The sequence below is a fragment of the Sphingomonas ginkgonis genome, from assembly GCF_003970925.1.
Classification (GTDB): domain Bacteria; phylum Pseudomonadota; class Alphaproteobacteria; order Sphingomonadales; family Sphingomonadaceae; genus Sphingomicrobium; species Sphingomicrobium ginkgonis.
This window is the reverse complement of the sequence record NZ_RWJF01000001.1, coordinates 2,746,119-2,765,062: the sequence shown is the minus strand read 5'-3', so window position 1 is coordinate 2,765,062 and position 18,944 is coordinate 2,746,119. Positions and strand designations below refer to the sequence as shown.

Below are 18,944 nucleotides of genomic sequence, written 5' to 3'. Positions count from 1 at the left end.
AGGTCGCCTACGCGATCATTGCGGGGAGTCCGCATCGGCGGCCTCCTCGACTGCGGGCTGATCCTCGTCCTCGAACCAGTGGGCGCGGGCGGCCATGATGATCTCGTTGCCCTGCTCTTCCGACAGGCCGTACTCGGCGAGCACACCGCCCTTGTCCTCCGGGCGGTTCTCGCGGGCGTTTTCGGCGCGGCGGCGCGGCTCCGGCCGCTTCTTCTGCACCAGCTCGTCGGTGGCGAGGTCGGCGAGGTCGTCCAGCGTGCGGATATTGGCCTTGCCGAGCGTCACCAGCATCGCCTCGGTGAGGTGCGGAAGCTCGGCCAGCGCATCGTCGACGCCGAGCGAGCGGCGCTGCTCGCGCGCCGCCGCCTCGCGCCGCTCCAGCGCCTCGTTTGCGCGGCTCTGCAGCTCGGAGGCAATGTCGTCGTCGAGCCCCTCGATCGAGGCGATCTCGTCCGCCTCGACATAGGCGACTTCCTCGAGGCTGGTGAAGCCTTCGGCGACCAGCAGCTGGGCGAGCGTCTCGTCGACGTCCAGCTCGTTCTGGAACATCTCGGAGCGCTCGACGAACTCCTTCTGGCGCTTCTCGCTCGCGTCCTGCTCGGTCAGGATGTCGATCTGCGAGGCGGTCAGCTGGCTCGCCAGGCGGACGTTCTGCCCGCGGCGGCCGATCGCCAGGCTGAGTTGGTCGTCGGGGACCACCACCTCGATCCGGCTCTCTTCCTCGTCGATGACGACGCGGCTGACGGTCGCCGGCTGGAGCGCGTTGACGACGAAGGTCGCGGTGTCCTCGCTCCACGGGATGATGTCGATCTTCTCGCCCTGCAGCTCTTGGACCACCGCTTGGACTCGGCTGCCCTTCATGCCGACGCAGGCGCCGACCGGGTCGATCGAGCTGTCGTAGCTGATCACGCCGATCTTGGCGCGCGAGCCCGGGTCGCGCGCGGCGGCCTTGATCTCGATGATGCCGTCGTAGATCTCGGGCACTTCCTGCGCGAACAGCTTCTTCATGAACTCGGGATGCGCGCGGCTGAGGAAAATCTGCGGGCCGCGCGCCTCGCGGGCGACGCGCATGATCAGCGAGCGGATGCGGTCGCCGACGCGGACCATCTCGCGCGGGATCTGCTGGTCGCGGCGGATCACACCCTCGGCCCGGCCGAGGTCGACGACGACGTGGCCGAACTCGACCCGCTTGACGACGCCGGTGATGACCTCGTTGGCGCGGTCCTTGAACTCCTCGTACTGGCGCTCGCGCTCGGCGTCGCGGACCTTCTGGAAGATGACCTGCTTGGCGGCCTGCGCGGCGATCCGCCCGAATTCGATCGGGGGCAGGGGATCGACGATGAAGTCGCCGAGGCCGGCGTCCTTCTTGAGCTTCTGCGCGCCCTTCAGATCGACCTGCTTGAAATAGTCCTCGACCTCCTCGACCACCTCGAGCACGCGCCACAGGCGAAGGTCGCCCGACTGCGGGTCGAGCTTGGCGCGGATGTCGTTCTCGGCGCCGTAGCGGGCGCGGGCCGCGCGCTGGATCGCGTCTTCCATCGCCTCGATGACGATCGTCCGGTCGATCAGCTTCTCGCGCGCGACGCTGTCGGCGATCGCGAGCAGCTCGGCCTTGTTGGCGGAAACCGAAGCGGGGGCGGCGGTGGCCATGCGGTCTTAACCTTCTATGGTCTGGATGGAATCGGCGCCCTCGGTGCTGAGCGGCGCGGTGGCGTTGATGAGCTTGTCGGTGAGCAGCAGCTTGGCCGACTGGATCTTGTCGAACGGGATCTCGCGGGTGCCCTTGGGCGAGCCGATGCGGACGGTGTCGCCGTCGATGCCCTCGATCTCGCCCGACACCTGCTTGGCGCCGTCGACCACCTCGGCGAGCTTAAGCCGGGCCTCGTGCCCGGCCCAGTCGCGATAGTCGGCGCGGCGGGTCAGCGGCCGGTCGATCCCGGGCGAGCTGACCTCGAGCCGGTAGGCCTCGTCGATCGGGTCGCGCCCGGCGGCTTCTTCCGCGTCGAGCCGGTCGGAGAGGCGGCGCGAGATCGCCTCGCAGTCGGCGAGGTCGAGCTGGCGCGTGTCGGGCCGCTCGGCCATCACCTGCAGCGTCGGGTCGGACGTGCCGCCGATCATCGCGACGCGCACCAGCGCGAAGCCGAGGCTCTTCACCTCCGGCTCGATCAGCTGGGTCAGGGCGGCGAGATCGGCCATTCAAGTCCTTGGTCTAGGTGCAAGCGTTCGTCGGACCGGACCCGGGAGGGCCCAGCCTCAGGCATCTGACGATGTCGAGGAGACGAGAAGCGATATAGGCTAAGGCTGCAGGCTCTGCAACGGGGAAGCGGACTCGGCGAGCGCGCGGTCCTCGGCGCGGATCCGGATCGCCAGCACCAGCCCGTTCAACACGGTGAAGACGAGCGCCACGACCGGCAATCCGAACACCAGCGGAAGCACCGCCAGCTCGCCCGCGACGACGATATAGTTGGGGTGCTTCACGAAGCGATAGGGACCGCCGAGCACCAGCGGCTTGCCCGGCAGCACGATGATCCGAGTCGTCCAGCGCGGGCCGAGCGTCCGTAGCACCCAGATGCGCGCCACCTGCAGCAGGCCGAACAGCAGCAGGAGCGGGACGCTGATCGGACGGCCGGGCGTCAGCCACCACAGGGTGGCCAGCCAGCTGGCATGCACCGCGACGATCAGCGGGTAGTGGCCGGGCGCAAATTCCTTCGCCCCCGCCGCGAGCAGCCGCTGGGTGTTGGCGCGGGCGAGCGGCAGCTCGAGCAGCCGCTGCAGCGTCACGAAGGCGAGAATGGCGATCGCCGGCCAGAGCGGGTGGGTCATCGCTGCAGCAGCATTCCGGCGCAGGTGAAGCCCGGCCCGAAGGCGGTCATCAGCACCGTGTTGGGCAAGCCCCGGCCCAGCAGCCGGTCGAGCACGAACAGCACGGTCGGGGCGCTCATGTTGCCATGGTCTCGAAGCACCTCGCGCTCGAGGTCGAGCGTGCCGGGCTCGAGCGTCATCGCCTCTTCGATCGCCTGGATGACCTTGGCGCCGCCGGGATGGCAGCAAAGCCGGTCGATGTCGCTCCACTCGCGGCCGAAGTCGGCGAGCAGACCGGCGACCGCGCCGTTGAGCTCGGCGGTGATAAAGGGCGGGATCGCGCGGTCGAACACCACCGCGAAGCCCGGATCCTCGACCCGCCAGCCCATGATCCCGAGCGTGTCGGGCCACAGCCGCTCGCCGGCCCTGGTGATGGTCGCCAGCCCGGTTCCTTCCGCGCCGCCGACCACGCAGGCCGCGGCGCCGTCGCCGAACAGGGCGGTCGCCACCAGCGAGGCCGGATCGTCGCTGTCGAGCCGGATCGAGATGGAGCAGGTCTCGATGGTGACGAACAGCCAGCGGCTGCCCGGCTCGCTGCCCGCCAGCCGCGCCGCGGTGGCGAGCCCGCCGACCCCGCCGGCGCAGCCGAGCCCGAACAGGGGGACGCGCCGGACATTGTCGCGGAACCCCATTCGCGGCGCGACCCGCGCCTCGAGGCTGGGGGTGGCGATGCCGGTGGTCGAGACGGTGACGATGCCGTCGATGTCGCTGGCCTTCAGCCCGGCACGCTCGAGCGCCGCGGCCGCGGCCGTTTCGAACAGCGCTTCCGAACTCTCGAGATAGAGCCGGTTGCGCGATTCATAGCCGTGCGGCTCGCGGTACCAGTCGACCGGCGCGACCAGGTCGCGACCCTCGATGCCGGCATTGTCGAACACGCCGGACAGGCGTTCGAACAGGCCCTTGCGGCCTTCGAACAGGTCTCGGCTGAGCGCCTTGGCTTCCGCTTGCGGCAGGCGGAAGGGCGGGGTCGCGGTGGCGAGGGATAGCAGGGGAACCGGTCGCAGGGGCGGAGGCTTTCTACATGAAGCGGTCCGCGGGGGCGGCGCGCAGGAGAAAATGATGAAATCGAAGGCGTCCCAGTGGCTGCTTGCCTGTTGTGCGCTCGCAGCCTGTTCAGCAAACTCCTCCAAGGCCGACAGCGCCGCGCCCTCGGGCGGCGGCCGTCCCTTCACCGTTACGCCCCTAACCAGTTTCAGTTCCGCATGGGCCATGGCGTTCCTGCCCGGAATGGGAAATCAGGCGCTGGTCACCGAGAAGGAAGGCCGGATCTGGCTGGTCGACGTGGTGGCCAAAACCAAGAAGCCGGTGAGCGGCGGACCCGACGTGCTCTTCTCGGGGCAGGGCGGCCTGCTCGACGTCGTTCCCGCGCCCGACTTCACCAGCAGCAAGGCGGTCTATCTCACCTATTCCGAGCCGTCGGCGGCGGGCGGCAGCGGACTGGCGCTCGCCCGGGCGACGCTGGCCGGGGGCGGCACTTGGCGGCTGACCGGCCTCAAGGTCATCTGGCATGACCCGGCGGGCGGCGAGGGCGGCCAGTTCGGCGCCCGCATCGCTTTCGCGCCCGACGGCCGCTCGCTATTCCTCTCCTCGGGCGAGCGGCAGCGCTTCACGCCGGCGCAGGATCCGAGCCAGCCGCTCGGCAAGATCCTTCACCTGACCCTCGACGGGCAGCCGGCCCCGGGCAACCCGCTGGCGGGCAAGATTGGCGCGGCGAGCGTCAGCATCACCGCGCCGCCCAAGGACACCGTCGCGGCCGGCAAGGCGAGCGGGCGGAGCTTCCGCTGGCCCGGACCCAACCTGACCCCGGCCGAGACCTGGTCGAGCGGGCACCGCAACCCGCTCGGGCTCGCCTTCGCGCCAGACGGCAAGCTGTGGGAGATCGAGATGGGGCCGAAGGGCGGCGACGAGGTCAACCTCATCCTGCCTGGCCGCAACTATGGCTGGCCGCGGGCCTCGAACGGCAGCAATTACGATGGAGTCGACATCCCCGACCACAAGGCGGGCGACGGGTTCGAGCCGCCCAAGGTCTTCTGGAACCCGTCAGTGTCGCCGGCCGGGCTGATCGTCTACACCGGGGCGAAGTTCCCCGGGTGGAAGAACGACCTACTGCTCGGCGCGCTGTCGGGGCAGGCGCTGATCCGGGTTCACCTCGACGGCGACCGGGCGGAGAAGGCCGACCAGTGGGACATGGGCGCCCGGATCCGCGAGGTGGAGCAGGGCCCCGACGGCAGCGTCTACCTGCTCGAGGACGAAGGCCGGCTGCTCCGGCTCGACCCGGCGCGCTGAGGGCGTCGGGGACCGGCGCTCAGCGGGGCCGCAGCACGGCGGTGCTGTAGAGGCCCGTCGCGGCCGGCGGAAGCTCGCCGCGGCGATAGTAGCGGACCCGGAGCGCGGCGGCGGCGCTGACATAGGTCGCGCTCCCGACGCTCTGCGCGCGCGAGTCGTCCGGGGTGGGGATCTGCCCGCGGTCGAGACCGGTCGAGGCTTCCCGGCCCTCGTCGCTCGCGAGGACGCCGAAATAGTCGAAGCCGCGGCGGCGGCCCTCCCGCGCGGCGGTGGTCATCGCCTTGCGCTGGACGGCGACGGTCGATCCCTCCGAATCGGAGACCGCAACGAGCGCCGTGTCGGGACCGAGCATGGTGGTGCGGGCGTAGGTGCAGGCGGTAAGCCCGGCGAGCGGGAGCAACAGGACGAACCTCAGCATGGAGCCTCCGCCAAGAACGCGCCAGCCCATCCTACGCCCGCCGACGCGGTCCGCAAGGAGTGGCGCGAACGGTTCGAAACGGAGCAGATCCCGCGGCGAGCGGCCCGGCCACTCCTGCCGGCCACCTAAGGCGGAGGGAGAAAGGACCTCTCATGCCATCAGCCGATTTCAATCGCCGTTCCCTGCTCACCGCCACGATCGCCGGCGCCGCCGCGCTCTGCTTCCCGCCTGCGCTGGCGCTCGCAAACCCAGCCGAGGCGCCCGCGGGTCCCAGCCCGGCGGAGGCGCTGGCCCGGCTCAAGGCCGGCAACGCGCGCTTTCTCGCTGGCGGCGCGGCGCTTCACCCGGCGAGCATGGTCGGCGGCCTCGCCAAGGCGCAGCACCCCTATGCCGTCATCGTCAGCTGCGCCGACAGCCGGGTCGCGCCAGAGCTGCTCTTCTCGACCGGGCTGGGCGAGCTGTTCGTGGTCCGAAACGCCGGCCACAGCGTGACCCCGCTCGAGATGGGCGGGATCGAATATGCGGTCGAGCATCTCGGCGCGCCGCTGATCGTCGTGCTCGGGCACGAGCGGTGCGGTGCCGTGAACGCCGCGGTCGAGGTCGCGACCAAGGGCACCGCGCTCCCCGCCAGCCTCGGCGCGATGGTCGCCCCGATCGTTCCCACGGCGCGTGAGGCGGTGCACGGGATCAGCGGTGCGGAAGCCACCGAGGCCGCGGTCCAGGCCAACGTCCGCCGCGTCGTCGACCAGCTCCGCCACGCCCCCGGTTCGTTGCTCGAAGAGCCGCTGGAAAAGGGCAGGCTGATGATCGTCGGGGCGCGCTACGACCTCGACGAGGGGCGGGTGACCTTCATCGCGTGAGCGGTTGTCCGGCGGCCGCACTGGTAACAGGCCCTGCTGCCGCCAGCCTGCTCCGGAGCCGTTTCAGCTGCATCGGCAGCATGGCGACGCCCAGTGCGCAGACGCAGGCGAAGGCGGCTTGGCTCGCGCCGGTCCCAAGCGCGAGAAGCGTGCCGTCCACGATGGGCAGATGAACGGCGTACAGGGGAAAGGAGACGGCGCCACCGAACGCGCAGAGCGCCTCGAACCTGGTCTGGTGCTGGATGCCGGCGATCAACACCAGCGGCCAGACCAGCACGGCGGCGAAATCGAACTTCGGTCCGAACCAGCAGGAAATCGCCATGACGAGGGCGAACAGGAGGAACGGGTTGAGACCGGACAGGTCAAGAAGCCTTCCCTGTTGCCAGGAGCGGAAGACGAGAACGCCGCCGAGGTAGCTTGCCGCAACCCTGGCATAGCCTGCGGCGAAGTTCGCATCTCGATCGCCGAAGGCCATCGATCCGAAGTGATCGCTCAGCAGGCCGAGGCTGGCATAGGCGCAGAGTGCGATCACTGCGATCCAGTAGGTCGGCATGCGCCAGATCAGCAGACCATGGACGTAGTTGGCGACCAACTCGAAATAGAGCGACCATTGGACCCCGTTCAGAGCGAACAGGCCGAAATTGCCGAAAACCAGGGGGATAAAGAGCAGCGCGGCGGAGAGCCTCAGCTCGACGAGATCCATTCCTCGCCAGGAGGCCAGGAGTGCGCCCAGCAAGATGCCGCACCACATGGTTGGCACCAGCCGAACAAGACGGGTCCGGACGAAGCTTCCAAGCCCTTTCGGGAAACGCATCTCGTAAACGGCGGAGATCACGAAGCCGCTGAGAAGGAAGAAGAAGTCTACCGACAGGTAGCCGGCTGGAAGCAGGACATGCCCGGGCATCAGCTTGGGGACCGCATGATGAAGCAGAACCGCCAGGGCGGCCAAGCCCCGCAGGCCATCAAGCGTCACGAAGCGTTGCTTGCCCACCTTTCCCCCCGGAACAACGCCGGCAGCATAGAGGCTTGAGCTTTCGCAAAGGTTGCCCGGCGTTTCTATCTCCGCCGGTAGCGGAGATAATAAGGCCGCCGCCCCTCGCGCCGGCTCTTCGCGCCGTAGCGGGTCTGGATCCAGCCGCCGCTGGGCTCGAGGAAATCGCTCGGGCTCTCGGCCGTCCACTCGAACGTGGCGACGTGGCGCTGCATGATCATCAGCGCCCAGTCGAGATAGACGGGATGGTCGGTGGCGATGCGGAGTTCGCCGCCGGGCTTGAGCTTCTCGGCGAACAGCGCCAGCGGGCCGTCGTTGACCATCCGCCGCTTGGCATGGCGCGCCTTGGGCCATGGGTCGGGGTGGAGCAGGTAAAGGAAGGACAGGGCGCCGTCGGGCACCCTCCGGAGCACCTCGAGCGCATCGCCCATGTGCAGCCGGACATTGGCGAGTCGCTGGTCACGGATGTGGCCGAGCGCCTGCGCGACGCCGTTCAGGAAGGGCTCGGCCCCGACGAAGCCATGGTCGGGCAGCATGTCGGCGCGGCTGGCGAGATGCTCGCCACCGCCGAAGCCGATCTCGAAATGGAGCGGGCGCGGCTCGCCGAACAGCCGCTCGGCGGTGATCGGCCCGTCGGCGGGGACGCTGATCTGCGGCAGCAGCCGGTCGACGAGCTCCTGCTGCCCGGCGCGCAGCTTGTGTCCGCTCGAGCGGCCGTAGAGACGGTTGAGGGTGGTGGGATCGCCCGGCTTGAACGCGGTCATGGGGTGGGGCGGCTAGCGTCAAGCGCGGCGCGGCACAAGCGGGCCAGGGCGGGCGTTCAGGGGTCATGACCAAGCCGATCAAGCAGCAGGACCGCCCGCTCACGACCATCGAACGCGTCGATCTGGCGGTCGCGCGCGCGGTCGAGCTCGACGACAAGCGACAGCCGGGGCGTTCGGTCAAGGCGTTCGCGGGGCTCGGCGACCAGCCACCGATGCAATTGCTGTCGGCGGGAATCGTCGTCGGTGCGCTCGTCACCCACAACCCGCGGCTGCGCCAGGCCGGGCTGCGGATGCTGTGCGCGCACGGGCTGTCGACGGTCGCCAAGGGACTGGTGAAGAACGTCGTCGACCGGACCCGCCCGAACGCCACGCTGGAAGGGCGCGGCTACGCGCTGGAGCCCGGCCAGAGCAAGGAGAAGGATCTCCGCTCGATGCCGTCGGGTCACAGTGCGGGGACGATCGCCGCGGCGGGAGCGGCGATGCTCGACTATCCCGGCGCGGCGCCGGTGATTGCCGCCGGCGCGCTGTCGATCTGCGCGGCGCAACTCCCCAGCAAGAACCATTTCCTGTCCGACGTGGTGGCCGGCGCGGCGATCGGCGCCGCCTCGGCAGCGCTCGCTTGCTCGCTCATCCCCGCGGCACCGGATGGCACCGGAGTACCCGGAAGCTGAACCTCGTGTGACCCGAAAACAACGGCGGATGAACGAGGGATACACCTCGGAAAACGAGCGTTGGTCGGCGGTAACTCCCCTTTTCGAGGGAGCCCAGTCGAAGGAGTCACGATCGTGAACAAGCTCGTTCTTGCCCTGACCGCCGCCTCGGCCGTCGCCGTCGCCGTCCCCGCTGCCGCCCAGAACTGGCAGCCGATCGGCCAGCGTCAGGCCAATCTCTACAACCGGATCGAGCAGGGCGTCGCCAACGGCTCGCTGACCCGGGGCGAGGCGAACAGCCTGCGTCGCCAGTTCGTCAATCTCGAGCGGATGGACGATCGCTACGCGCGCGGCGGCTACAGCCGCTACGAGGTGGCCGACCTCCAGCGCCGCTACGACCAGCTGTCGGCGCGGGTGTACAACAAGAAGCACAACATGAAGGATCGCCGCTGGTAACCGGCCGGACGACCTTCAAGCGGAAGGGCGGGGCTGCGAGGCCCCGCCCTTTTCGCATCAGGCCAGCGCGGCCTTGAGCTCCTCGACCAGGTCGGTCCGTTCCCACGGGAACAGGTCGCCCTCGGCCTTGCGCCCGAAGTGGCCGTAGGCCGCCGTCTTCGAATAGATCGGCTTGTTGAGGTCGAGCGCGATGCGGATCCCGCGCGGGGTCAGCCCACCCAGCTTCTCGACCCGCCCGATCGCCAGCTCGATCGCGCTGTCGTCGACCGTCCCGGTGCCGTGGGTGTCGACGTAGAGCGAGAGCGGCTCCGACACGCCGATCGCGTAGGCGAGCTGGATGGTGCAGCGGCGGGCGAGCCCGGCCGCGACGATGTTCTTGGCGAGGTAGCGCGCCGCATAGGCGGCCGAGCGGTCGACCTTGGTCGGGTCCTTGCCGCTGAACGCGCCGCCGCCGTGCGGGGCCGCGCCGCCATAGGTGTCGACGATGATCTTGCGCCCGGTCAGCCCGGCGTCGCCGTCCGGGCCGCCGATCTCGAAGCTGCCGGTCGGGTTGATGTGGTAGACCGTCTCGCCGTTGAGCAGCTCGTGCGGGATGACGTCGGCGACGACCTTCTTCACATAGCTGTGGAGCTCGGCCTCGCGGTCGCCCTCGTCATAGCCCTTGGCGTGCTGGGTCGAGACGACGATCGCGGTGGCGCGCACCGGCTTGCCGTCCTCGAAGCGCAGCGTGACCTGGCTCTTGGCGTCGGGCTCGAGGAAGGCGGCGGCGCCCGAATGGCGGTCCGCGGCCATCCGCTCGAGGATCTTGTGGCTGTAGTAGAGCGTCGCCGGCATCAGGTCCGGGGTCTCGTCGCAGGCGAAGCCGAACATGATGCCCTGGTCGCCCGCGCCTTCGTCCTTGTTGCCGCTGGCATCGACGCCCTGCGCGATGTGCGCCGACTGGGGGTGGAGGTTGTTGGAGAAGTCGAGGCTCTCCCAGTGGAAACCGTCCTGCTCGTAGCCGATCCGCTTCACGGTCTCGCGCACCGCCTGCTCGATCTCCTCCGGCACGCCGGGCGCCCAGTTGCCTTGCGTGTCCATGATCCCCTGGCCGCGGATCTCGCCCGCCAGCACCACCTTCTGGGTGGTCGTCAGGGTTTCGCACGCGACCCGCGCCTCGGGGTCCTTGGACAGGAAGAGGTCGACGATCGCGTCGCTGATCTGGTCGGCGACCTTGTCGGGATGGCCTTCGGAAACGCTCTCGGAGGTGAAGAGATAGTTGTGACGCATTGCGCTGCGAAACCCTCGATATAAGGATATAAGGAAATCTTTATGTCATGCCCTGTAGCGGCGGCCGCGGTCGATCACAATGGCCCCGATGAGGAGCGCAAAGCCGAGCAGGATCGGCAGCAGGTTGCCGGTCATGGCGAACAGGGTGGGCGTGCGGGCGGGAGGCAGCGGGGCGGTGATGACGCCGGCCTGCTTCCAGCCGATCTGGCGGAGCAGGCGCCCGTCTGCGTCGACCAGCGCGCTGATCCCGGTGGGCGTCGAGCGGATCACCGGCAAGCCTTCCTCGGCGGCGCGGAGCCGGGCCTGGGCGAGGTGCTGCGGCGGCCCCCAGCGCCCGAACCAGGCATCGTTGGAAGGGTTGAAGATCACCTCGGGCCGGTGCCGTCGGTCGACCACCTCGCCCGAGAAGATCATCTCGTAGCAGAGCTGGAAGCCGACCCGCAGGCCGTCGGGCATGGCGATGGTCGCCGGGCCGGGCCCCGAGGCATAGTCGAGGTCGCCGGGCGCAAGGCGCGACAGGCCGATCGCCGACAGCAGCGGGCGCATCGGCAGATACTCGCCATAGGGAACGAGGTGCGCCTTGTCGTAGCGCCCGATCTCGCGCCCGCCCTGGCCGAGGACGAAGATGCTGTTGACCCCGCCGCTGACCTGCCGCCCGTCGGTCGACAGCAGCCCGATCCCGCCCGCCATCAGCAGGTCGCGCGGTCCGAGCAGCGCGGCCGCGGTCTGCCGCTGGGCCAGCACGAACGGCTCGGCGCCGCGGCGCTGGTCTTCGAGCGGCTCGGTGATCGCGGACTCGGGCCAGAAGAGGAGGAAGGGGGAGGGTAGGTCGGGCGCCATCGACAGCGCGGTCAATCGCCGCTCGGACTGGCCGGCGGCGGCGGGGCTCCAGCGTTGTTCCTGGCCGATGTTCGACTGAACGATGCGCAGCGTCTCGGGGCGCGGCGGCAGGAGCCGGGTGGTGAGCGGCGCGACCACCGCGAGCAGGAGACCGCTCGCCGCCACCGCCAGCAGCGGCCGGACCTCCCACCGCCCGAGCAGGAACAGCGCGCCGCCGAGCAGCACCATCAGCGCCGATGCACCATAAGTGCCGACCAGCGGGACGACATGCGCCGCGACCGGCACGCTCGCCGCGGCGACCGGGTTCCAGGCAAAGCCGGTGAACATCGTCGCGCGCAGATATTCGCACAGCGCCCAGGCGCCCGCGAGCGCCAGCATACGGGCGATCTCCGACCGCCGCCCGAAGGTCCAGCCGAGCGCGACCGCCAGCATCGGATAGACCGCGAGATAGAGCGACAGCAGGAACACCGCGAGCCATCCGAGCCACGCCGGCATCGCCGCCTGGAAGGTGAAGGCGGTGGCGATCCAGTTCAGCCCGATGCAGAACTGGCCGAGCCCGAACAGCCAGCCGACCAGCAGCGCGCGCCACAGGCTGGCGGTGTCGGCGATCAGCCAGAACAGCAGCGCGAAGGCGAGCGGCATCAGCGGCTCGATCCCGAACGGCTGGAAGGCGAACGCCGACCCCGCGCCCGCCCCAACCGCCACCAAAGCCCCGCGCCATCCCCGGCGCCACGAAGAATCGATCATGGGCCGCGCCTATGGCAGCAGCAGCGCGCTTTGGCACGGGGGAGCGCTCGAACGCAGCACTCTCACCCGTCACCCCCGCGAAAGCGGGGGTCCAGCTGCCTTCGTCGGGCAAAGGAAGAAGCGGGATCCCCGCTTGCGCGGGAATGACGGCCGGTATGCCCGCCCCACCCCAGTCGCGTCACCTCCTGCGGAAGCGCGGGTCCAGCTGCCTGCGTCGGGCAAAGGAAGAAGCGGGATCCCCGCTTGCGCGGGAATGACGGCCGGTATGCCCGCCCCACCCCAGTCGCGTCACCCCCGCGAAAGCGAGGGTCCAGCTGCCTTCGTCGGGCAAAGGGAAGAAGCGGGATCCCCGCTTGCGCGGGGATGACGGCAGAAAGCTGCCCGATCGTCCGGACAACCGTCACCCCCGCGAAAGCGGGGGTCCAGCTCCCTTGACGAGACGGGGTGAAACGGGCTGCATTCGCCGTTGCTCGGGGGAGAACGCGGGAGGTTCACCTGTCGGGCTGGGTCTACATCATGGCCAATCGCTACCGCGGCACCCTCTACATCGGCGTCACCGCCGACCTCGAAGCCAGGATCCACGCCCATCGCAGCGGCCGAGGCTCGGCCTTCTGCCGCCGCTACCGCTGCAGCCGCCTCGTCCATGCCGAGGAGTTCCCCACCATCGACGAGGCGATCGGGGCGGAGAAGGCGATGAAGAAGTGGCGGCGCGCGTGGAAGATCGAGGCGATCGAGCGCAACAACCCGGACTGGCGCGACCTGTGGGACCTCATGCAGGTGTAACCAAGAAGCGGGATCCCCGCGTGCGCGGGGATGACGGCTGATACGCCCGCTCCAACCCAGCAGCCGTCATCCCCGCGAAAGCGGGGATCCAGCTTCTTCCCGCTCCCCCGGCCCGCAAGAACCCTTCCGTCCGTCCCCCGACCGCCTATACTCCTGCCATGACCCCGCCACCCTTCCACCTCGCCTTCCCCGTCGACGACCTCGCCGCCGCGCGCCGCTTCTACGGGGAGCTGCTCGGCTGTCCGGAGGGACGCAGTTCGGACCGGTGGATCGACTTTGATCTCCACGGCCACCAGATCGTCGCCCATCTCGCGCCGGAGGCCGCGCGCGCCCGCGCCTCCAATCCGGTCGACGGCGAGGACGTCCCCGTGCCGCACTTCGGGCTGGTGCTCGACATGGCCAGCTGGCAGGCGCTCGCTGACCGGCTGCGCGCCGCCAACCAGCGCTTCGTCATCGAGCCGACCGTCCGCTTCGCCGGGCTGCCGGGCGAGCAGGCGACCATGTTCCTGCTCGATCCCGCGGGCAATGCGCTCGAGTTCAAGGCGATGGCCGACCCCGCCCGGCTGTTCGCGAAGAACTAGGCGGGGACCGGCGCCTCGCCGGGCGCATGGAGGCGGAGCCGGGTCATCTTGGTCCGGTCCGCCGCGACGCACTCGATCCGCCAGCCGCTCGGATGGCAGACGTCCTCGCCCGGCTCGAGAATGTGCCCGGCGAGCAGGAAGGCGAGGCCACCCAGCGTGTCGACCTCGTCCTCCTCATCCTCGAAACGCGGGTCGACCGCCTGCGCCAGCTCCTCCAGCTCGACCCGGGCGTCGGCCTCCCACAGACCGTCGTCGAGCGCGACCAGCAGCTGCGCGCCGGCCTCGTCATGCTCGTCCTCGATCTCGCCGACGATCTCCTCGACGATGTCCTCGATGGTGATCAACCCCTCGGTCCCGCCGAACTCGTCGACGACGATCGCCAGGTGCACCCGCTGCGCCCGCATTCGCGCGAGCAGGTCGAGCACCCCCATGCTTTCGGGCACGAACAAGGGCTCGCGAACCAGCGCCTTGACCGAGCGGCCCTCGGGCGGTCCCTGCATCGCGGCGAACACGTCCTTGACCAGCACCATGCCGGTCACCTCGTCGAGGCTTTCGCCATAGACGGGCAGGCGGCTGTGGCCCGCCTCGGCGAGCGCGGTCACCAGCGCGTCGAAGCCGATCGTCTCGGGCACCGCGACGATCTCGCCGCGGGTGACCGCCACCTCGCCAGCGGTGCGATCGCCGAAGTGCAGCAGGTTGCGCAGCATCTGCCGCTCGTGCGGGCTGAGGTCGCCGCGCACCGGGCGCTGCGTCTCCGCCTCGTCGATCGCCTCCTCGATCTGGTCGCGCAGCGTCGTCTCATGATCGTCACCGAAGATCAGGGCACGCATCCCGCGCCATAATCGGCTGCCGTTGTCAGGCTGGCTGGCCATCAGTCGTTCACCTGGTAGGGGTCGGCGATCCCGAGCCGGGCGAGGGCGCGCACCTCGCGCGCCTCCATGTCTTCGGCCTCGTCGTCGTCGCCATGATCATAGCCAAGCAAGTGGAGCGTCCCGTGCACCATCAGGTGCGTCGCATGGGTCGCGACCGCCACCCCCTTGTCCGCCGCCTCGCTCTCGCAGACCCCGCGCGCAAGCACCAGATCGCCGAGCAACAGTTCGGGTCCGGCAACCATTGCCTGGTTCAACTCGTCTTCCTCGAGCATCGGGAAGGACAGGACGTTGGTCGGCTTGTCCTTGCCGCGCCACTCGGCGTTCAGCACACGCACCTCCGCGTCGCTGGTCAGCCGGACGCTGATCTCGACCGACCGCGCGGCAGCGGCGAGTTGCGGAAACGCGCTCTCGAGAATGGCCGAGCGGGCCGCCGCGTCGGCGAGCCGCGCCCAGTCGGTGCTACTGTCCCACTCCTCGTCGGCGTCGAGGGCGATCTCGAGCGTCATTGCGCCGGCCCCTCATAGGCTTCGACGATCCGCCCGACGAGTGGATGGCGGACAACGTCGGCGGCGCCGAAGCGCACCATCTCGATCTTGGGAATGCCCTCGAGCTTGCCGACCGCGTCGGCCAGCCCGCTCTCGACCCCGCGCGGAAGGTCGGTCTGGTTGGGGTCGCCGCAGATCACCATCCGACTGCGCATGCCGAAGCGGGTCAGGAACATCTTCATCTGCTGCGGCGTGGTGTTCTGCGCCTCGTCGAGGATGATGAAGGCATCGTTGAGCGTCCGCCCGCGCATGAAGGCAATCGGCGCGATCTCGATCTCGCCGCTGGCGATCCGCCGCTCGACCTGCTCGGTCGGGAGCATGTCGTAGAGCGCGTCGTACAGGGGGCGGAGATAGGGATCGACCTTCTCCTTCATGTCGCCGGGGAGGAAGCCCAGCCGCTCGCCCGCCTCGACCGCGGGGCGCGACAGGATCAGCCGGTCGACGCTCCCGCCGATCAGCTGGCTGACCGCCTGCGCCACCGCCAGATACGTCTTGCCGGTGCCCGCCGGGCCCAGCGCGAAGATCATGTCGTCGCGCGCCAGCGCTTCCATGTAGTGGGTCTGCACCGTGGAGCGCGGGACGATCGTCTTCTTGCGCGTGCGGATCATCACCCGCGGCGCGGCGCCAACGTCGTCGCTGATGATCCCGTCGAGCTTGCCCTGGTTGGCCATGCCGAGCACGGATTCGACCGCCGCCATGTCGATGTCATGGCCCTGGTCCAGTCGGTTGTAGAGCCCGAGCAGCACCTCGCGCGCCCGCGCCGCGGCATCCGGCTCGCCCTCGATCTGCACCTTGGACCCGCGCGCCGCGATGTTCACGCCGAGCCGGTCCTCGATCGCCAGCAGGTGCCGGTCATAGTCGCCGAACAGGGGGCCGATCAGATAGGGTTGTTCGAATTCGAGCTCGAGCCGGGCTCGATCGTTGGCGGCGGGGGCGAGGTCGCGCTTGGCCATCAGGCAGCGCCACCGGTCAGCTTATGCTCACGACTCATCAGGCCCCGTTCGACTCCTCAAGCGCCCCGTTCGCAACCAAGATAGGGCCAACCCGCCCTCAGGCAAGCACCCATTCCTCCCCTGAACCTGCTTCAGGGGAGAGAAACCGATCGCGCAGCCGAGTGGTGGAATGACCTCACGCCAGCACCACCCGCTCCGGAACTTGCACCGGAGCTTCCAGCAGCCCCTCCTCGTGCGCCACCACATAGGGGACGAGCATCTGCCCGGTGACGTTCAGCGCGGTCCGGCCCATGTCGAGGATCGGGTCGATCGCCAGCAGCAGCCCCGCGCCCTCGAGCGGCAGCCCGAGCGTCGAGAGGGTCAGCGTCAGCATCACCGTCGCCCCCGTCACCCCCGCCGTCGCCGCCGATCCGACGATCGAGACAAAGGCGATCATCGCATAATGGAGCGGCCCCAGCGCGATCCCGTAGAATTGCGCGACGAACAGCGCCGACACCGCCGGGTAGATCGCCGCGCAGCCGTCCATCTTGGTCGTCGCGCCGAGCGGCACCGCGAAGGCGGCGTAGCTGCGCGGCACGCCGAGCGCCCCGATCGTCCGCTCCTCGGTCAGCGGCAAGGTGCCGATCGACGTCCGGCTGACGAAGCCCAATTGCGCGGCGGGCAGGGCGGCGCGCGCGAACTGCCCGACCGGCAGGCCCTTCAGCAGCAGGATCGCGGGATAGAGGCCGAACCCGACCAGCAGCAGCCCGAGATAGACCGCCGCGGCGAACCAGCCGAGCGACGCGAGGGTCGCCCAGCCATAGCTTGCGACCGCCGTCCCGAGCAGCCCGGCCGTGCCGATGGGCGTCAGCTTGAGCACCCAGTTCAGCAGCTGCCGACTGATCTGCAGCAGCGAGTCAGCCAGCGCGAGAAACGGCCGGCCCCGGTCGCCCAGCTTCACTGCCGCGAACCCTAGCGCGACCGAGATCACGACCAGCTGGAGGATGTTGAAGCTGAGACCCGTCTTGGCCGTCCCATCGGCCAAAGTCGTCGACGCCTGCAGCCCGAGGATGTTGGAGGGGAACAGCCCCTTCAGGAAATCCGTCCAGCTGCCCATCGAGTCCGGATGCCCAGCGGCGAGCGGCCCGCCGACATGATGCCCGGGCTGCAGGATGGTGCCCACCGCCAGCCCGATCGTCACCGAGCAGGCCGCGGTGATCGCGAACCATAAGAGCGTCCGCCCGGCGAGCCGCGCGCCGTTCTGCACCTGGCCGAGGTTGGCAATGCTCGCGATCACCGCCGTCACCACCAGCGGCGGCACCAGTGCCTTCAGCAGCTGCACGAACAGGTCGCCGACCGTCTTCAGCACCGGCGCGAGCCAAGCCGCGTCCGGCGCGGCCTTGGCGGCCAGCCCGAGCAGCACGCCCGCCACGGCACCGATCGCGACCTGCGCGCCGAACGACAGGCGAGGGGAGGAAGACGCGGTACTCGGCACGGGCGGTCCTTGCGACAGGCAAACGGACCGCCTCACTTATGCGCTGGACCCGCCCGGGCAATCGGGCGAGCGGAGAAAGCAAGGAAGCTGCCGAGATTGTCGGCAAGGGAGCATTTCCTTCCGCCCCGCCGCCAGCACCAGCAAGAACTCACCCCACGTGCCGACACACCATGGCCGTCATCCTCGCGAAGTACCGGTCCTCCTCAAACCCAGCCGTCATCCCCGCGAAAGCGGGGATCCAGCTCAACTACTGACGCGGAAAAGGAAGCTGGATCCCCGCTTTCGCGGGGATGACGTGCGGAAGCTGCAATCATGTGCCCTCCCTTTGACGCCCCCCACCTCCCCCGCCTAACCTCCCGCCCATGCGTGCCGCGATCCTGTCCAGCGCCCTGACGCTCGCCCTCGGCGACCTCGGCCGCCGCCCGATGCTGGCGATCCTCGTTCGGGCGATCGTCTGGACGCTGGTCATCTTTGCCGGCCTGTTCGTCCTGCTCGCCTGGCTGCTGAACGGCGCCGACCCCTGCTCGCTGATCGGCGACGAATGTCCGCTCGATCCGTGGAGCGGCGGCTTCGGTGCCTTCTTCGCGACGCTGCTGCTCGGCTGGTTCCTCTTCCCCGGGGTGGCGATCGGCGTGCTGACGGGGATGAGCGAGCGGATCACCCAGGCGGTCGAGGACATCCACTATCCCCAGGCCGCCGGCCATTCGGCGCCGCTCGGCTGGGGCCGCGGGATCTGGCTCGGAATCCGCTCGGGCGGGCGGGTGCTGCTCTACAACCTCGTCGCGCTGCCCATCGCGCTGATCCTGCTGATCACCGGCATCGGTCCGTTCATCATCTTCGCGCTCGTCAACGGTCTCGCCATCGCGCCCGACCTTGGCGAACTCGCCGCCGGGCGGACGCTGCGCGGGCCCGATCTCCGCGACTGGCTGCGCGCCAACCGCTGGCCGCTCCGCCTGATCGGGCTCACGGTCGGCGTGCTGCTGATCGTCCCGTTCGTCAACCTTGCCGCCCCGCTGCTCGGCGCGGCCGCCGCGGTCCATCTTTACCAGCGCGGCTCGGGCGCTAGACGGGCGGCATGACGTCACGCGAGGAAGAAGCGCGCCAGACGCGGCGGCGCTGGATCAACATCGGCGAGCTGATCGCGCTCCTGGCGCTGATCGTCTCGGCGCTGGGGCTGTGGAACGGGTGGAACGGTCCGTCCCGGAGCGAGCCGGCGCCCGCGTCCGCGCCGACCGGGCCGAAAAGCGTTCCGCTGGCGCTGCGCGGGCGGGTCTCGGACGAGGGCCGGACGCTGACGATCGCCCCGGCCGACCCGAGCCACGCGCTCGACCAGCTGACGCTGACCGCCGCCGGCAAGCCGCCGGTCACCACCGGCAGCGACGGCCAGCTCGCCGCGAGCGACGTCGAGCCGCTGCTCGCCGGCGGCAAGCGCGAGGGGGCGGGGAGCCTGCCGGTGACGATCGCCGCGCGCTACATCGAGCAGGGTGCCGACCGCCGCGGCGGCGGGCGCTACGTCATCGCCTATCGCTGGCGCGGCGGCGGGCTCTTCTCAGGCCACTCGCTCCAGCTGACCGGCTTCCACCGGGGCTGACG

21 protein-coding genes are annotated in these 18,944 nt (G+C 69.6%); 8 read left to right on the top strand and 13 right to left on the bottom strand.

Annotation, left to right across the window (positions count from 1 at the left end; translation table 11 throughout):
• Window positions 1–15: 15 nt before the first annotated feature.
• The 4 genes from nusA to HMF7854_RS13335 form a co-directional block, all read right to left on the bottom strand.
• Complete coding sequence (gene nusA / locus HMF7854_RS13350) at window positions 16–1,650, bottom strand: transcription termination factor NusA (protein ID WP_126719651.1); 1,635 nt, start codon at window positions 1,648–1,650, stop codon at window positions 16–18.
• A gap of 6 nt (window positions 1,651–1,656) precedes the next feature.
• The gene (rimP, locus tag HMF7854_RS13345) at window positions 1,657–2,196 is read right to left on the bottom strand and encodes a ribosome maturation protein RimP (RefSeq protein ID WP_126719650.1); all 540 of its coding nucleotides are present in this window, start codon (window positions 2,194–2,196) and stop codon (window positions 1,657–1,659) included.
• 99 nt (window positions 2,197–2,295) lie between these two features.
• Window positions 2,296–2,823, bottom strand: a complete 528-nt coding sequence (locus HMF7854_RS13340; protein ID WP_126719649.1) for an isoprenylcysteine carboxyl methyltransferase family protein — start codon at window positions 2,821–2,823, stop codon at window positions 2,296–2,298.
• Window positions 2,820–4,034: a type III polyketide synthase gene (locus HMF7854_RS13335; RefSeq protein WP_185829344.1), complete on the bottom strand. Its 1,215-nt coding sequence runs from the start codon at window positions 4,032–4,034 to the stop codon at window positions 2,820–2,822. Before HMF7854_RS13335 ends, HMF7854_RS13340 begins: the two co-directional genes overlap by 4 nt.
• On the opposite strand from HMF7854_RS13335, the gene HMF7854_RS13330 reads away from it, so the two are divergent.
• Window positions 3,922–5,148: a PQQ-dependent sugar dehydrogenase gene (locus HMF7854_RS13330; RefSeq protein WP_126720231.1), complete on the top strand. Its 1,227-nt coding sequence runs from the start codon at window positions 3,922–3,924 to the stop codon at window positions 5,146–5,148. The two genes, HMF7854_RS13335 and HMF7854_RS13330, sit on opposite strands and share 113 nt — an antisense overlap.
• 19 nt (window positions 5,149–5,167) lie before the next feature.
• Here HMF7854_RS13330 and HMF7854_RS13325 read toward each other — a convergent pair whose 3' ends face one another.
• The gene (locus HMF7854_RS13325) at window positions 5,168–5,566 is read right to left on the bottom strand and encodes a hypothetical protein (protein WP_126719647.1); all 399 of its coding nucleotides are present in this window, start codon (window positions 5,564–5,566) and stop codon (window positions 5,168–5,170) included.
• A 152-nt stretch (window positions 5,567–5,718) separates the two neighbouring features.
• Here HMF7854_RS13325 and HMF7854_RS13320 point away from each other — a divergent pair, with 152 nt between their 5' ends.
• Entirely contained in the window at window positions 5,719–6,426 is a 708-nt protein-coding gene (locus HMF7854_RS13320; RefSeq protein ID WP_185829287.1) for a carbonic anhydrase, read from the top strand.
• On the opposite strand, the gene HMF7854_RS13315 is transcribed toward HMF7854_RS13320, so the two are convergent.
• Window positions 6,416–7,417: an acyltransferase family protein gene (locus tag HMF7854_RS13315; protein WP_185829286.1), complete on the bottom strand. Its 1,002-nt coding sequence runs from the start codon at window positions 7,415–7,417 to the stop codon at window positions 6,416–6,418. The genes HMF7854_RS13320 and HMF7854_RS13315 overlap by 11 nt on opposite strands.
• 65 nt (window positions 7,418–7,482) lie before the next feature.
• On the bottom strand, window positions 7,483–8,181 hold the full coding sequence (trmB, locus tag HMF7854_RS13310; RefSeq protein WP_126719644.1) for a tRNA (guanine(46)-N(7))-methyltransferase TrmB: 699 nt from the start codon (window positions 8,179–8,181) through the stop codon (window positions 7,483–7,485).
• A 65-nt stretch (window positions 8,182–8,246) separates the two neighbouring features.
• Here trmB and HMF7854_RS13305 point away from each other — a divergent pair, with 65 nt between their 5' ends.
• Window positions 8,247–8,852 carry a phosphatase PAP2 family protein gene (locus tag HMF7854_RS13305; protein WP_126719643.1) on the top strand — a complete coding sequence of 202 codons (606 nt, stop codon included), beginning with the start codon at window positions 8,247–8,249 and terminating at the stop codon, window positions 8,850–8,852.
• 114 nt (window positions 8,853–8,966) lie between these two features.
• On the top strand, window positions 8,967–9,287 hold the full coding sequence (locus tag HMF7854_RS13300) for a hypothetical protein (RefSeq protein ID WP_126719642.1): 321 nt from the start codon (window positions 8,967–8,969) through the stop codon (window positions 9,285–9,287).
• A 57-nt stretch (window positions 9,288–9,344) separates the two neighbouring features.
• Here the strand turns inward: HMF7854_RS13300 and metK are convergent, their stop codons facing one another.
• Together metK and lnt are read right to left on the bottom strand one after the other, a co-directional pair.
• Window positions 9,345–10,556 carry a methionine adenosyltransferase gene (metK, locus tag HMF7854_RS13295; protein WP_126719641.1) on the bottom strand — a complete coding sequence of 404 codons (1,212 nt, stop codon included), beginning with the start codon at window positions 10,554–10,556 and terminating at the stop codon, window positions 9,345–9,347.
• A gap of 45 nt (window positions 10,557–10,601) precedes the next feature.
• Complete coding sequence (lnt, locus tag HMF7854_RS13290; RefSeq protein ID WP_126719640.1) at window positions 10,602–12,143, bottom strand: apolipoprotein N-acyltransferase; 1,542 nt, start codon at window positions 12,141–12,143, stop codon at window positions 10,602–10,604.
• Window positions 12,144–12,638: 495 nt separating this feature from the next.
• Here lnt and HMF7854_RS13285 point away from each other — a divergent pair, with 495 nt between their 5' ends.
• Entirely contained in the window at window positions 12,639–12,926 is a 288-nt protein-coding gene (locus tag HMF7854_RS13285; protein ID WP_275402022.1) for a GIY-YIG nuclease family protein, read from the top strand.
• A gap of 158 nt (window positions 12,927–13,084) precedes the next feature.
• The gene (locus HMF7854_RS13280) at window positions 13,085–13,507 is read left to right on the top strand and encodes a VOC family protein (RefSeq protein ID WP_126719638.1); all 423 of its coding nucleotides are present in this window, start codon (window positions 13,085–13,087) and stop codon (window positions 13,505–13,507) included.
• On the opposite strand, the gene HMF7854_RS13275 is transcribed toward HMF7854_RS13280, so the two are convergent.
• From HMF7854_RS13275 to HMF7854_RS13260, 4 genes are all read right to left on the bottom strand, one after another.
• Window positions 13,504–14,379 carry a hemolysin family protein gene (locus HMF7854_RS13275; protein WP_126719637.1) on the bottom strand — a complete coding sequence of 292 codons (876 nt, stop codon included), beginning with the start codon at window positions 14,377–14,379 and terminating at the stop codon, window positions 13,504–13,506. The two genes, HMF7854_RS13280 and HMF7854_RS13275, sit on opposite strands and share 4 nt — an antisense overlap.
• Window positions 14,379–14,885: an rRNA maturation RNase YbeY gene (ybeY, locus tag HMF7854_RS13270; RefSeq protein WP_126719636.1), complete on the bottom strand. Its 507-nt coding sequence runs from the start codon at window positions 14,883–14,885 to the stop codon at window positions 14,379–14,381. Before ybeY ends, HMF7854_RS13275 begins: the two co-directional genes overlap by 1 nt.
• On the bottom strand, window positions 14,882–15,877 hold the full coding sequence (locus HMF7854_RS13265) for a PhoH family protein (RefSeq protein ID WP_126719635.1): 996 nt from the start codon (window positions 15,875–15,877) through the stop codon (window positions 14,882–14,884). The genes ybeY and HMF7854_RS13265 overlap by 4 nt, the downstream gene beginning before the upstream one ends.
• 175 nt (window positions 15,878–16,052) lie before the next feature.
• A complete protein-coding gene (locus tag HMF7854_RS13260) occupies window positions 16,053–17,351 on the bottom strand; it encodes a dicarboxylate/amino acid:cation symporter (RefSeq protein WP_221766452.1) in 1,299 nt (432 codons plus the stop codon).
• A 362-nt stretch (window positions 17,352–17,713) separates the two neighbouring features.
• Between HMF7854_RS13260 and HMF7854_RS13250 the strand changes: the two genes are divergently transcribed.
• Window positions 17,714–18,430 carry an EI24 domain-containing protein gene (locus HMF7854_RS13250; RefSeq protein WP_126719633.1) on the top strand — a complete coding sequence of 239 codons (717 nt, stop codon included), beginning with the start codon at window positions 17,714–17,716 and terminating at the stop codon, window positions 18,428–18,430.
• On the top strand, window positions 18,427–18,942 hold the full coding sequence (locus HMF7854_RS13245) for a hypothetical protein (protein WP_126719632.1): 516 nt from the start codon (window positions 18,427–18,429) through the stop codon (window positions 18,940–18,942). The genes HMF7854_RS13250 and HMF7854_RS13245 overlap by 4 nt, the downstream gene beginning before the upstream one ends.
• The last annotated feature ends 2 nt before the right edge of the window (window positions 18,943–18,944 follow it).